Genomic DNA, 13,218 nt, shown 5'->3' with positions numbered 1-13,218 from the left:
GCAACTGACAACAACTCGTCGATTTATCGTCTTATTAGACTAGTCGCTTGCCTGCTTCAATCCAGCCATGACGTTACGGAAATGATCGGGCCAGCCGGGCACCGGCAAGGGTGGGAACCTGCGCAGCGGTGCCCCCGCCAGCGCCATGACCTGCGCGGCCCAGCCATCGGTATCGTCGGGGTCCAGATAGGTCGCGTAATCGCCCAGAAGCCGGGTGGCCGAGGGCAGGGCTGCGCAAATGATCGGAATGCCGCGCCCGGCGGCCTCGGTCAGGGGCAGGCCGAACCCCTCGGCCCGGCTTGGCATCAGCAGCGCGCGGGCCTGCATCAGCAGCGCGGCGACGGCGCCATCGTCCAGCCCGCCAAGCTCGGCCACCGGCCCGCCGGGCGGCAGGGCGTCCAGCCGGGCGAAGGTCTGGCGGTTTTCCCAGCCCCGCCGCCCAACGATCAGCAGGCCTGGCACTTGCGCGGGGCCGTGGCGCGCGGCCAGGTGCTGCCAGACATCCAGCAGCAGCGCGTGGTTCTTGCGCGGCTCGATGGTGCCGAGGGTGACGAAGAAGGGGCGCCCGGTCAGACCCGCGGGCACGTCCGCCGCCGTGGGCGCGGCCAGTTCCGTCCCGATGGGCGTGGCGATCACGGGCTGGCGGCGCAAGATTCCCAGCCGTTCGCACCACAGCGCCACGCTGTCCGCGCTGGCCTGCGAGACCGTCGCGATCACATCCGCCATTTCCGCAACGGCGGCAAAGCGGTCGCGGAACAGCCGGTCCTGGCCGGGGCGGGTGTATTCGGGGTGATCCAGCGGGATGGTGTCATGGACCAGCACCGCGCGCCGCAGCGGCTGCAATGCGGCGAAAAGCCCGCGGTCCCAGTTGGCATGGCCCGTGTTCAGATAGGCCGCGCCGGGACCAAGCCGGTCGGTCGCGGCGCGCGCCACGCCCCGGCCATCCGGCCCGGCGCGATGCAGCGCATGGCCCGACAGCGCCCGTTCGGCCCGCGCGCGCAGCGTCGGCGTGCGGCGCAGCCGGTCGCGCAGCCCGGCGCGCGGCAGATCCGCGACATCGCCCTGGGTCCAGCGCAGGATCGCGGCCCCCGCCTCGGGCGGCAGCACAAGCTGGCCGCGCGGCACGCGGCACAGCAACAGGTGCGGACGGGTTTGCAGATGGCGCAGCCAGGCGGCTTCCACCCGGTCGATGCCCGTCGCCACCCCGCCCCCAAGGCGCGAGATCAGCCGCGAGACATCCAGCAGCAGCGGCGGCTCACTTGTCATAACCACCGTTCTGGTGCCAGCGCCACGCATCCGCGATCATCTGCGGCAAGTCCGAGCGGTGGGGCCGCCAGCCAAGCCGCGACACCGCCTTTTCGCTGCCGCAGACCAGCTTGACCGCATCACCGGGGCGGCGGGGGCCTTCGGTCAGGGGCACGGGGCGGTTGGTGATGGAACCGGCATGCTCGATCACCTCGCGCACCGAAAAGCCGTTGCCGGTGCCAAGGCAAAAGACCTCGGTTCCCGAGACATGGCCCGCGCGCAGATGTTCCAGCCCCAGCACATGCGCATCGACCAGATCCATGACATGAACGTAATCGCGGATACAGGTGCCGTCGGGCGTGGGATAGTCGGTGCCGTGGATGGTCAGCGCGTCGCGCCGCCCTTCGATGGCGTCCAGGATCAGGGGGACCAGATGGGTCTCGGGCTGGTGAAACTCGCCCACCTCGCCCTGCGGATCGGCACCGGCGACGTTGAAATAGCGGAAAATCACCGCGCGCAGCCCATCCGAGGCGGCGAAGTCGGCCAGCATGTCCTCGATCGCGCGCTTGCTGGCGCCATAGGCGTTCAGCGGCGCCTGCGGGGTGTTTTCGTCCAGCACCACGCCGTCATGGTCGCCATAGGTCGCGCAGGTGGACGAAAAGACGAAATCGCGCACCCCTGCCGCCACCGCCGCCTCGATCAGGTTCAGCGAGGCGCAGACGTTCCCGCGCCAGTATTTCCCCGGCTCGCGCATGGCTTCGCCGACCTGGCTCAGCGCAGCGAAATGCATGATCGCGACGGGGCGATGGGTGGCCAGCACCTGATCCAGCCGGGCGCGGTCCATCAGATCGCCCTGCTCGAAGGGACCGAACTTCACCGCGCCCCGCCAGCCGGTGACCAGCGAATCATAGGTGACGGGCAGATAGCCCGCCGCGTGCAACGCCTTGCAGGCGTGCGAGCCGATATAGCCCGCGCCGCCGGTAACCAATACCTTTTGCACCATCCGGTTATTCCGCCGCTTTGCGCAGCGCCGTGATGTCGTGCAGGTATTCGCTGAATTCTTCCCTCAACTCGTCCCGGGCAAGGCCGAAGGCGACGGTGGCCTGCAAGAAGCCCGCCTTGGACCCGCAATCGAAACGCTGCCCGCGAAAGCGCAGGCCGTAGACGCCGCGCCCGGCCTCGATCTCGTCGGCGATGGCGTCGGTCAACTGGATTTCCCCGCCCGAGCCTTGCTTGAGCTTGTTGAGGTTCTGCATCACCGTCGGCGCAAGGATATAGCGCCCGATCACGGCAAGGTTCGAGGGCGCGGTGCCGGGGGCGGGCTTTTCGACCATGCCCCGCGCGCGCACGATGGCGCCCATGTCCTCGGCCACGTCCAGAACACCGTAGGCCGAGGCCTTTTCGGGCGCGACCTCCATCGTGGCGACCATGCTGCCGCCGGTTTCGTCATAGGCTTCGATCATCTGCTGAAGGCAGGGCGGTTCGCCCATGATGACGTCGTCGGTCAGGATCACGGCAAAGGGTTCGTCGTCGGCCAGCAGGCGCCGCGCACACCAGACCGCGTGGCCAAGGCCAAGCGCCTTGTGCTGGCGGATATAGGCGATGGCGCCCGATTCCATGTTGGTGGTGCGCAGGATATCCAGCAATTCGGTCTTGCCCGCCTTCTTGAGACTGGATTCCAGCTCGTGCGCGTGGTCGAAGTAATCCTCCAGCGCGCCCTTGCCGCGCGAGGTGACAAAGATGAATTCGGTGATGCCTGCCGCGCGCGCCTCGTCGATGGCGTATTGGATCAGCGGGCGGTCCACCAGCGTCATGATTTCCTTGGGAATGCTTTTCGTCGCAGGAAGAAAACGCGTTCCAAGCCCGGCTACGGGGAAAATGGCCTTGGTGACCTTGCGAGTCATAATAACTACTCCTGACGCCTGATGTCCGGTCGAATGTGTAAGTTTACGTCACGTCCCTATCAACAGGATAGGGGGCAAACGGGTTTCAATCACAGATATGTCCCTTTCGACAGGTCGGGCAGGTGGCGGGCTGCAAAAAGTCGCCCAGTCGGCGGGTCATTGCCGCCCGGAAGGCGGCAGCGGCAGCGGCGCGCCGACGAAAGCGCGGATCGGGCGGGGAATCGCCCATGCCGCCCTTCATGCCGCCCCACAGGCCGCCATGCTGTTCCCACCAGCCGCCGGGCCGCAACCCCAGCCGGTGGGGCACGAAGGTGGGCGTCAGCAGCAGCACGGCGGCCCGGTCGCCACGGGCCACGGCGGCGGCGGCGGACCGGCGCAACCGGGCGGCCTGCCAGTGCCAGCCGCTGAACAACCGCAGCCCGGCGGGCGCGGCGGGTGCGGGGCGCAGGGGCAGGAAGCCCGGCGCGGCATCCGGCAGGGGCCGGGGCGGTTCGGGCAAGGGCTGCGCCGCCGCACGCGCCCTGCCCTCGCGCAATCCGCGCAGCAGGGGGGTCAGCGCGAAAGGGTCCAGCCGCCCGGCGACCATGTGCCGCAGCAGCCGCTTGCGCTGGATCGCTTCGACCGGGGGCAGCGGGCCGCCGTGGCGGCGGGCGAAGGTGACATGCGCATGGCCCACCGCCGTCAGGTCGCGCGGCACGCCCCATGCCTGCCGCATGGGACCGGCGGCGATGCCATGCACGACCTCGGCCCCCGGCACGATGGCGGTCAGCGCCTCGGGGAAGGTCCGCGCCATGCGCATGTTCACGTCGCTTTCGTCCAGGTGATAGGCAAAGGCGGGGTCGAAGCCGCCGACCGCCAGCAGCGCGTGGCGCCGAAAGGCGCAATTCGTGCCGATGGTGCTGACGGGGCAGCCGTCCCGCGGGGGCAGCGCGGTTTCCTCGGCCACCTGGACCGGCACGGTCGCGCCCGAGGGTCGCAGCCGCTCGGCCCGGACCTGCCAGCCAAGCCCGTCGGGACCGCGCGTGAAACCCGCCGCCGCGATCACCCCCGGATCGGCGAAGGGCGCCGCGATCCGGCGCGCCCATCCGGGCAGCGCCAGCGCATCGTCGTCGATGAAGGCGACCACCTCGCCCGCCGCCGCGCCAAGCCCGATATTGCGCGCGGCCGAGACATTGGGCAGATCGAAGGCGATGCGCTTGATCCGCAGGTCGGGGCGGGTATCGACCGAGGCAGGGTCGGCCACCAGGATCACCTCGTATTCCGGGTGGTCCTGCTGGCTCAGCGCCGTCAGGCACAGCGCAAGCAGGCCGGGGCGGTGCCGCGACAGCACGACGATGCTGAGCCGCACCGGGGCAGAGGCATTTGAACGCGCCGGGGCGGCGACTTCTGGTTGCGCCGGGGCGGCGACATTGGATTGCACCGGGGCGGCGACATTGGATTGCACCGGGGCGGCGACGCTCAATCCAGTCCCATCCGGGCCATCATCGCCTCGATCCGGGGCACGTCCGAGGGATTGTTCAGTTCCCAGAACTCGCGCCCGCGGGCCTCGACCTCGACGCAAAGGACGGGGCGGCCGCGTTCGAGGAAGCGAAGCTGCTCCAACCCCTCCAGCACCTCGGTCCGGCCCTCGTCCCATGTCGCATATTCGGCCAGCGCGGCGGGGCGATAGGCATAGACGCCGACGTGGTGGAACACCGGGGTCGGGTCGTCCGCGCCGTAATCGCCGCCCGCGTAGGGGATGACTTCCTTGGAAAAATACATCGCCCGCATGTCATGGCCGAAAACGGCGGTGGTGCCGCCGACGCGGCCCGCGTGGCGGTCGCCGATCAGGTCGGCGCGCATCTGCCCGCTGCATCGCAGCACCGGGGTCGCCACGTCCGCGCCCGGATCGGCGCGCAGCCCGGCAACCAGGTCCTCGACGAACCAGGCGGGCGTCAGGGGCGCGTCGCCTTGCAGGTTCACCACGATTTCCGGGGACAGGCCCATGTTCGCCACCGCCTCGGCGCAGCGTTCGGTGCCGTTGCGGGCGTGCGGAGAGGTCATCGCGACCTCGGCCCCGAAGCCCTGCGCATGGTCGCGGATGCGGTCGTCGTCGGTCGCCACCACCACGCGGTCGATGCCCGAAACCGCCCGCGCCGCCTCCCAGCTTCGCCGGATCAGGCTGAGCGGCTGGCCGGAGGCGCCCTTCAGCTCGACCAGCGGCTTGCCGGGATAGCGCGAGGATTGGTAGCGCGCGGGAATGACGATGACGACGCCCGCCACGGGATCAGCCCTTCACCAGCAGGACGCCGGGCGCGAAGGCGATGAAGAAGGGGTTCTCGAACCCCGGCTTGCCATAGGTCAGCGCCGTGTGGTCGTCGAAGCGCACCACCTCGCCCCCCGCCGCGCGCAACACCGCGTCGCCCGCCGCCGTGTCCCATTCCATCGTCCGGCCAAGGCGGGGATAGAGATCCGCCTCGCCCGTCGCGACGAGGCAGAACTTCAGCGAGGACCCCGCGCTGGTCATGTCGCGCACGCCGTATTGGCCGATATAATCGTCGGTCGCCTGGTCGCGATGCGATTTCGAGGCGACGACCATCAGCCCGCGATTGTCCGGCGTGGTGTTCACGCCGATGGGCGCAACCTCGCCCGGCGTGGGACCGAAGGGGGCTTTTTCCTCGACCGCACCGCCTTCGGGCAGGGTGTAGAACAGCCGTTCCCGCGCCGGGGCGTAGACCACGCCCAGAACCGGCGCGCCGTCCACGACATAGGCGATGTTGACGGTGAAATCGCCCCGGCGCTGGACGAATTCCTTGGTGCCGTCCAGCGGATCGACGATGAAGAAGGTGGACAGGCTCTGGCCGTGGGTGTCGGCCTGTTCCTCGGTCACCAGCGCGACATCGGGGAAAGCGGCGCGCAGCCCGGCAGAGATCAGCGCGTCGGCCTCTTCATCCGCCTGGGTCACGGGCGAGGCGTCGGATTTCGCCCGCACCTCGAAATCGTCAGAGTTGTAAATCTCCATGATCCGCGCACCGGCTTGCAGCGCCAGGCGGCGCAATTCGGGCATGATCGTTTCAAATTGCATCTTTTCAGTTCCTTTCCAGCCGCGATCGCAGGATCAGCCCCGATTGATACCGGCCGCCTGCTCTCTTATGATCCGGTCCGATGGCTTGGGCAACCCGCCCCGGCAGGACAGGGGCTGGACGGTCGCAAACATGTTTACGGCGCATCGCAATCGCAACATGTTCGAGGCGGCGTTCACCACGCTGTCGCTGATCTATCATGTCACGGTCTACAACCTGCGCAAGGAACATCGCAACGCGCTGATCGGCCTGCTGCTGACGATCCTGCAATCGAGCGTGTTCATCCTGGGCTTCTTTGCCCTCTACCTGATCATGGGGGTGCGCCATTCGCCGATTCGCGGCGATTTCATGATATATATCATGTCGGGCATCTTCACCTTCATGGTCTTTGTCCAGACCATGGCCGCGATTTCCAATGTCGGCGGCAGCACGGGCGGGCTGACCAAGCACGGGCCGCTGAACACGGCGGTGCTGATCACGGCGGCGGCGCTGGCGGTGCTTTACCGCATGGTGGTGTCGATCATCGTGATCCTGGGCACCTATCACATGATCTTCCAGCCCATCACCCTGCACGATCCCATCGGTTGCCTGGCGATGGTGCTGCTGTCATGGGCGGTCGGCGCGGCGATCGGGCTGGTTTTCCTGGCGCTGCGCCCGTGGTGGCCGCAGGGGGCCAAGATCCTGACCCAGTTGACGCAGCGCATCAACATGATCGCCTCGGGCAAGATGTTCGTGGCCAACGCCCTGCCGCCCGTCATGTTGCAGATGTTCGACTGGAACCCGCTGTTTCACATCGTGGACCAGATGCGCGGCTATGCCTTCATCAATTATTCGCCCCGCAACACCAGCCTGGAATACCCGATCTATGTCGGAATCGCGATCCTGATGATCGGTCTGATGGCGGAATTCGTGACGCGCAATTCCGAATCGCTAAGCTGGTCTGCGGGAAAATGATCGTTTGAAATCATGGTTATGGGCCGGATGCGGCGGCCCGGCGGCCGGTGTCGCCGCCAACCGCGGCCCGCAGCGTGGGCCGGAATGCGCGTCAAGGCGGCAATCGCGAAAATCATAGGCGTTCACCGGCTTGCAGCCCGCTTTCGCGGCCCTATATAGAGTGCGAGCCGCCACCGGGGCTGTCAGGCTTCGCTGGCGCCAACCACTGGGATCAGGACCTCGGGGGCCATAACGGACCCGAGAGCCACAACATCGCCGCAAGAGAGGATTTTACATGTCTAAAGTCATCGGCATCGACCTTGGCACCACCAACAGCTGCGTCGCCATCATGGACGGCAGCCAGCCCAAGGTCATCGAGAATTCGGAAGGAACCCGCACGACCCCTTCGATCGTGGCATTCACCGACAGCGAACGCCTTGTCGGCCAGCCTGCGAAGCGTCAGGCCGTGACAAACCCCTCGAACACCATCTTTGCCGTCAAGCGCCTGATCGGCCGCCGCGTCACCGACGCCGAGGTGGAAAAGGACAAGAACCTGGTGCCCTATGCCATCGTGGACGGCGGCAACGGCGACGCCTGGGTCGAGGCGAAGGGTGAAAAATACTCGCCCTCGCAGGTCAGCGCCATGATCCTGCAAAAGATGAAGGAAACCGCCGAAAGCTACCTGGGCGAGACGGTCACGCAAGCCGTCATCACGGTTCCCGCCTATTTCAACGACGCGCAGCGCCAGGCGACCAAGGATGCGGGCAAGATCGCGGGGCTGGACGTGCTGCGCATCATCAACGAACCGACCGCCGCCGCGCTGGCCTATGGGCTGGACAAGAAGGAATCCAAGACCATCGCCGTCTATGACCTTGGCGGGGGCACCTTCGACATCACCATCCTGGAAATCGACGACGGGCTGTTCGAGGTCAAATCGACCAACGGGGACACGTTCCTGGGTGGCGAGGACTTCGACATGCGCATCGTCAACTACCTGGCGGATGAGTTCAAGAAGGAACACGGCGTCGATCTGTCCAGGGACAAGATGGCCCTTCAGCGCCTGAAAGAGGCCGCCGAAAAGGCCAAGATCGAACTGTCCAGCTCGTCGCAGACGGAAATCAACCAGCCCTTCATCAGCATGGACAAGGACAGCGGCACGCCGCTGCACATGGTCATGAAGCTGACCCGCGCCAAGCTGGAAAGCCTGGTGGGCGACCTGATCAAGCGCACCCTCAAGCCGGTGGCCGAGGCGCTCAAGGACGCAGGCATGTCCAAGGGCGACATCGACGAGGTCGTCCTGGTCGGCGGCATGACCCGCATGCCCAAGGTGATCGAGGCCGTCAGCGAATTCTTCGGCAAGGAACCCCACAAGGGCGTGAACCCCGATGAGGTCGTGGCGCTTGGCGCGGCCATCCAGGCAGGCGTGCTGCAAGGCGACGTCAAGGACGTGGTGCTGCTGGACGTGACGCCCCTTTCGCTGGGGATCGAGACGCTTGGCGGCGTTTTCACCCGCCTGATCGACCGCAACACCACGATCCCGACCAAGAAGTCGCAGATCTTCTCGACCGCCGAGGACAACCAGAACGCCGTGACGATCCGGGTCTTCCAGGGCGAACGCGAAATGGCCACCGACAACAAGATGCTGGCCCAGTTCAACCTTGAAGACATCCCGCCCGCACCGCGCGGCATGCCCCAGATCGAGGTGACCTTCGACATCGACGCCAACGGCATCGTCTCGGTTTCCGCCAAGGACAAGGGCACCGGCAAAGAGCAGAACGTGACCATCCAGGCATCCGGCGGTCTGTCGGACGAGGATATCGAGAAGATGGTCAAGGACGCCGAGGCCAATGCCGAGGCCGACAAGTCCCGCCGCGAACTGGTCGAGGCCCGCAACCAGGCCGAAAGCCTGATCCACTCGACGAAGAAGTCGCTGGAAGAGCATGGCGACAAGGTAGACAGCTCGACCGTCGAGGCGATCGAACTGGCCACCGGCGCGCTGGAAGAGGCGCTCAAATCCGAGGACGCCGGCAAGATCAAGGGCGGCATCCAGAACCTGATGGACGCCTCGATGAAGCTGGGTGAGGCGATCTACAAGGCCAGCCAGGCCGAAGGCGGCGATGCCGCCGAGGCCGAGCAGGGTCCGCGCGACGTCGATGACGAGATCGTCGATGCCGATTTCGAGGACCTGGGTGAAGACAAGCGCAAGTAAGCGCCCCAGTCAGACAGGCCGGCCCATGACGTGAATGCGCATGGGCCGGCAAATTACATGAAAGGCCCCGACGGGAACCACATGGCGAAACGTGATTATTACGACGTGTTGGGTGTCTCTCGCAGCGCCTCGGCGGATGAGATAAAGAAGGCCTTCCGCACGAAAGCCAAGGCGCTTCACCCCGACCGCAACCAGGATTGCAAGCAGTCCGAAGCCGAGTTCAAGGAGGTGAACGAGGCTTACGACTGTCTCAAGGACGCACAGCGCAAGGCCGCCTACGACCGTTTCGGCCATGCCGCCTTCGAAAACGGCGGCGGCGGATTCGGGCGCGGCGGCCATCCGGGCGGCGATTTCGGCTCGGCCTTCGCCGATGTGTTCGAGGATCTTTTCGGCGATTTCATGGGCGGTCGCGGCCAGGGCGGCGGACGCCAGCGCGCCAGCCGGGGCCAGGACCTGCGCTATAACCTGCGCCTGACGCTGGAAGAAGCCTATGCCGGGCTGAAGAAAACGATCACCCTGCCCGGCTCGGTCGCCTGCGGCGCCTGCAACGGCACCGGGGCCGAGGGCGCGGTCGAACCGGCCACCTGCCCCACCTGCGGCGGCATGGGCCAGGTCCGCGCGAGCCAAGGCTTCTTCACGGTCGAACGCACCTGCCCCACCTGCGGCGGCCAGGGCCAGATCATCAAGAACCCCTGCAAGGCCTGCCACGGCGCGGGCCGGGTGCAGAAGGACCGCAACCTGTCGGTCAACATCCCCGCAGGGGTCGAGACCGGCACCCGCATCCGCCTTGCCGGCGAGGGCGAGGCCGGGATGCGCGGCGGCCCGGCGGGCGATCTCTATATCTTCATCGAGGTCAGGGAACATCCCATCTTCCTGCGCGACGGCCGGGTTCTGGCCTGCCAGGTCCCCGTCAGCATGGCCACCGCCGCCCTGGGGGGCGAGATCGAGGTGCCCACCATCGACGGCGGCCGTTCGCGCGTCAAGGTGCCGGCCGGAACCCAGTCGGGCCGCCAGTTGCGCCTGCGCGGCAAGGGCATGCCCCCCCTGCGCCACGGTCCCGGCATGCAGGACGATCACGGCGACATGCTGATCGAACTAGTCGTCGAAACCCCGGTCAACCTGACCGCGCGGCAAAAGGAACTGCTGCGGGAATTTTCCGACATCCGTGCCGACAACAACCCCCAGACCTCTGGTTTCTTCCAGAAGATCAAGGGGTTCTGGGACGAGATGAAAGGCTGAGGAAAGGCCCCCGGATGCGGGGGCCTTTTACCTTTTCTTTACGGCCTGCATGCCACAATGCGGTCATGGCTACGAATCATTCCTTTGACGAGGCGGCAATGCCGCTATTCTCCCGTCCCGCGCAAATGGTGCAGGGGGGCGAAGCCGGTCCGGTGCTGATGGGGGCAGGGGGCAAGCCCCGGCTGCCCAGCTATATCGCCGATCATCGCGCCCGGCTGCGCGAAAGGTTCATGTCCGGCGGCGCAGATGCCCTGCCCGATTACGAAATGCTGGAACTGGTCCTGTTCCGCGCGATCCCGCGGCAGGACGTCAAGCCGCTGGCGCGGCGGCTCCTGGATCATTTCGGCGATTTCAACCGCGTCCTTTCCGCCAGCCCCGCCCGGCTGACCGCGGTGCAGGGCGTCGGTCCCGCCGTGGTCCAGGAATTCAAGATCGTCGAGGCGGCGGCGGCGGCGCGGCTGGCACGTTCGCGCGTGATGCTGCGCCCGGTCCTGAGCAGTTGGGACGCGCTGGTCGATTACTGCCACACCGCGATGGCCCATGCCGAGATCGAACATTTCCGCGTTCTCTACCTCGACCGCAAGAACGTCCTGATCGCGGACGAACAGCAGGCCCGGGGCACCGTCAACCACGTCCCCGTCTACCCCCGCGAAATCGTCCGCCGCGCGCTGGAACTGAACGCGAGCGCGCTGATCCTGGTGCATAACCATCCCAGCGGCGACCCCTCGCCTTCCGAGGCGGATGTGACCATGACGCGGCGGATCATCGACGCGGCGCAGGTGATGGAGATCACGGTCCACGACCACCTCATCATCGGCAAGTCCTGCGAACTGAGCTTTCGGGCCGAGGGGTTGCTGTGACGCCCCGCCGGCAGCCCGCGAATCTGCGCCGGGACGCGCCACGCGCCTGCCCGCCTTGCGCGAATATCGCCCGCCGAATGCGCCCAAGGGGGAAAAACCAGCGGCGGAAAACGCACGGCTGCGGTAATTTGCCCACTTATGAGGGCAGTCGAACGCTGGACTGACACGAAATTGATCGCTACAACCGCCCCGCGAAGGCCGTGCAAAACGCGGCCCATACTGTCGTATAGCCGCTTAGCCCATCAGGGCAGAATTGGAGATCTGATCGTGTCCCACGCAGACGAACACGCAGGCGATCACGGCGCCACTCGGAGAGATTTTCTTTATTACGCGACCGCCGGTGCCGGCACGGTCGCGGCCGGTGCAGCCGCCTGGACCCTTATCAACCAGATGAACCCCTCTGCGGACGTGCAGGCACTCGCCTCGATCGAGGTCGATGTCAGCGGCGTCGAAGTCGGTTCCCAACTGACCGTGAAGTGGCTGGGCAAGCCGGTGTTCATCCGCCGCCGGACCGAGGCCGAGATCGAGGACGCCCGTTCGGTCGAACTCAATCAACTGGTCGATCAGGGCGCCGAAAACGCCAACCGTCCCGGTGAAAACGCGCTGGACGAAAACCGCAGCCTGGACGAGGCGGGCGAATGGCTGGTCATGATCGGCGTCTGCACCCACCTCGGTTGCGTTCCGATCGGCGACGGCGCGGGCGACTTCGGCGGCTGGTTCTGCCCCTGCCACGGCTCGCATTACGACACCTCGGGCCGGATCCGCCGCGGCCCGGCGCCGACGAACCTGCCGGTCCCCGTCGCCGCCTTCGTCAACGACACCACCATCAAGCTGGGCTGAGGAGAACGCACATGGCCGGAATCCCACACGACCATTACCAGCCCAAGACGGGTTTCGAACGCTGGCTGCATCGCCGGCTGCCCGTTGTCAGCCTGGTCTACGACACCATCATGATCCCCACCCCCAAGAACCTGAACTGGTGGTGGATCTGGGGCATCGTCCTTGCCTTCTGCCTGGCGTTGCAGATCGTCACGGGCATCGTCCTGGTGATGCATTACACGCCCCATGTCGATCTGGCCTTCGCCAGCGTCGAACACATCATGCGCAACGTGAATGGCGGCTACATGCTGCGTTACCTGCACATGAACGGCGCCTCTCTGTTCTTCTTCGCCGTCTATATCCACATCTTCCGCGGTCTCTACTACGGCAGCTACAAGGCCCCGCGCGAAGTGACCTGGATCGTCGGCATGCTGATCTACATCCTGATGATGGCGACCGCCTTCATGGGCTATGTGCTGCCCTGGGGCCAGATGTCCTTCTGGGGCGCGACCGTGATCACCGGCCTCTTCGGCGCCATCCCCGGCGTGGGCGAGCCGATCCAGGCATGGCTGCTGGGCGGACCCGCGGTGGACAACGCGACGCTCAACCGCTTCTTCTCGCTGCATTATCTGCTGCCCTTCGTGATCGCCGCGCTGGTGATCGTGCATATCTGGGCCTTCCACACGACCGGCAACAACAACCCCACCGGGGTCGAGGTTCGCCGCGCCTCGAAGGAAGAGGCGCAGAAGGACACCCTGCCCTTCTGGCCCTATTTCGTGATCAAGGACCTGGTCGGCCTGGCCATCGTGCTGGTGCTGTTCTTCGTCGTCGTGGGCTTCATGCCGAACTACTTCGGCCACCCCGACAACTATATCGAGGCCAACCCGCTGGTGACGCCCGCCCATATCGTGCCGGAATGGTATTTCCTGCCCTTCTACGCGATCCTG

The 13,218-nt window shown here is 66.3% G+C and carries 12 protein-coding genes; 6 read left to right on the top strand and 6 right to left on the bottom strand.

Annotated features, from left to right (window positions below; genetic code table 11):
• Window positions 1-39: 39 nt before the first annotated feature.
• The 6 genes from Q0O97_RS01630 to cysQ form a co-directional block, all read right to left on the bottom strand.
• Window positions 40-1,266, bottom strand: a complete 1,227-nt coding sequence (locus tag Q0O97_RS01630) for a glycosyltransferase family 1 protein (RefSeq protein WP_294923875.1) — start codon at window positions 1,264-1,266, stop codon at window positions 40-42.
• On the bottom strand, window positions 1,256-2,248 hold the full coding sequence (gene galE / locus Q0O97_RS01625; RefSeq protein WP_294923872.1) for a UDP-glucose 4-epimerase GalE: 993 nt from the start codon (window positions 2,246-2,248) through the stop codon (window positions 1,256-1,258). Before galE ends, Q0O97_RS01630 begins: the two co-directional genes overlap by 11 nt.
• A 4-nt stretch (window positions 2,249-2,252) precedes the next feature.
• On the bottom strand, window positions 2,253-3,149 hold the full coding sequence (locus tag Q0O97_RS01620) for a UTP--glucose-1-phosphate uridylyltransferase (RefSeq protein ID WP_294923869.1): 897 nt from the start codon (window positions 3,147-3,149) through the stop codon (window positions 2,253-2,255).
• Between the two features lie 85 nt (window positions 3,150-3,234).
• The gene (locus Q0O97_RS01615) at window positions 3,235-4,611 is read right to left on the bottom strand and encodes a glycosyltransferase family A protein (protein ID WP_294923866.1); all 1,377 of its coding nucleotides are present in this window, start codon (window positions 4,609-4,611) and stop codon (window positions 3,235-3,237) included.
• Window positions 4,608-5,411 (bottom strand): manno-octulosonate cytidylyltransferase, encoded by an 804-nt coding sequence (locus Q0O97_RS01610; RefSeq protein ID WP_294923863.1) that lies wholly within the window; start codon window positions 5,409-5,411, stop codon window positions 4,608-4,610. Before Q0O97_RS01610 ends, Q0O97_RS01615 begins: the two co-directional genes overlap by 4 nt.
• Window positions 5,412-5,415: 4 nt before the next feature.
• The gene (cysQ, locus tag Q0O97_RS01605) at window positions 5,416-6,213 is read right to left on the bottom strand and encodes a 3'(2'),5'-bisphosphate nucleotidase CysQ (RefSeq protein WP_294923860.1); all 798 of its coding nucleotides are present in this window, start codon (window positions 6,211-6,213) and stop codon (window positions 5,416-5,418) included.
• 130 nt (window positions 6,214-6,343) lie between these two features.
• Between cysQ and Q0O97_RS01600 the strand changes: the two genes are divergently transcribed.
• From Q0O97_RS01600 to petB, 6 genes are all read left to right on the top strand, one after another.
• Window positions 6,344-7,165: an ABC transporter gene (locus Q0O97_RS01600; RefSeq protein WP_294923857.1), complete on the top strand. Its 822-nt coding sequence runs from the start codon at window positions 6,344-6,346 to the stop codon at window positions 7,163-7,165.
• A gap of 274 nt (window positions 7,166-7,439) precedes the next feature.
• Entirely contained in the window at window positions 7,440-9,353 is a 1,914-nt protein-coding gene (gene dnaK, locus Q0O97_RS01595) for a molecular chaperone DnaK (protein ID WP_294923854.1), read from the top strand.
• An 81-nt stretch (window positions 9,354-9,434) separates the two neighbouring features.
• Complete coding sequence (gene dnaJ / locus Q0O97_RS01590; RefSeq protein ID WP_294923851.1) at window positions 9,435-10,592, top strand: molecular chaperone DnaJ; 1,158 nt, start codon at window positions 9,435-9,437, stop codon at window positions 10,590-10,592.
• Window positions 10,593-10,657: 65 nt separating this feature from the next.
• The gene (gene radC / locus Q0O97_RS01585) at window positions 10,658-11,452 is read left to right on the top strand and encodes a DNA repair protein RadC (protein ID WP_294923848.1); all 795 of its coding nucleotides are present in this window, start codon (window positions 10,658-10,660) and stop codon (window positions 11,450-11,452) included.
• A gap of 267 nt (window positions 11,453-11,719) precedes the next feature.
• Window positions 11,720-12,292 carry a ubiquinol-cytochrome c reductase iron-sulfur subunit gene (gene petA, locus Q0O97_RS01580; RefSeq protein WP_294923845.1) on the top strand — a complete coding sequence of 191 codons (573 nt, stop codon included), beginning with the start codon at window positions 11,720-11,722 and terminating at the stop codon, window positions 12,290-12,292.
• An 11-nt stretch (window positions 12,293-12,303) separates the two neighbouring features.
• Window positions 12,304-13,218 (top strand): cytochrome b (petB, locus tag Q0O97_RS01575; RefSeq protein WP_294923842.1); only part of this gene is annotated, 915 nt, incomplete at its 3' end.

Origin of the sequence: uncultured Paracoccus sp. (genome assembly GCF_945915435.1) — a bacterium.
GTDB lineage: Bacteria > Pseudomonadota > Alphaproteobacteria > Rhodobacterales > Rhodobacteraceae > Paracoccus.
The sequence above is the reverse complement of the archived record's forward strand: the minus strand, read 5'-3'. Positions and strand labels throughout refer to the sequence as shown.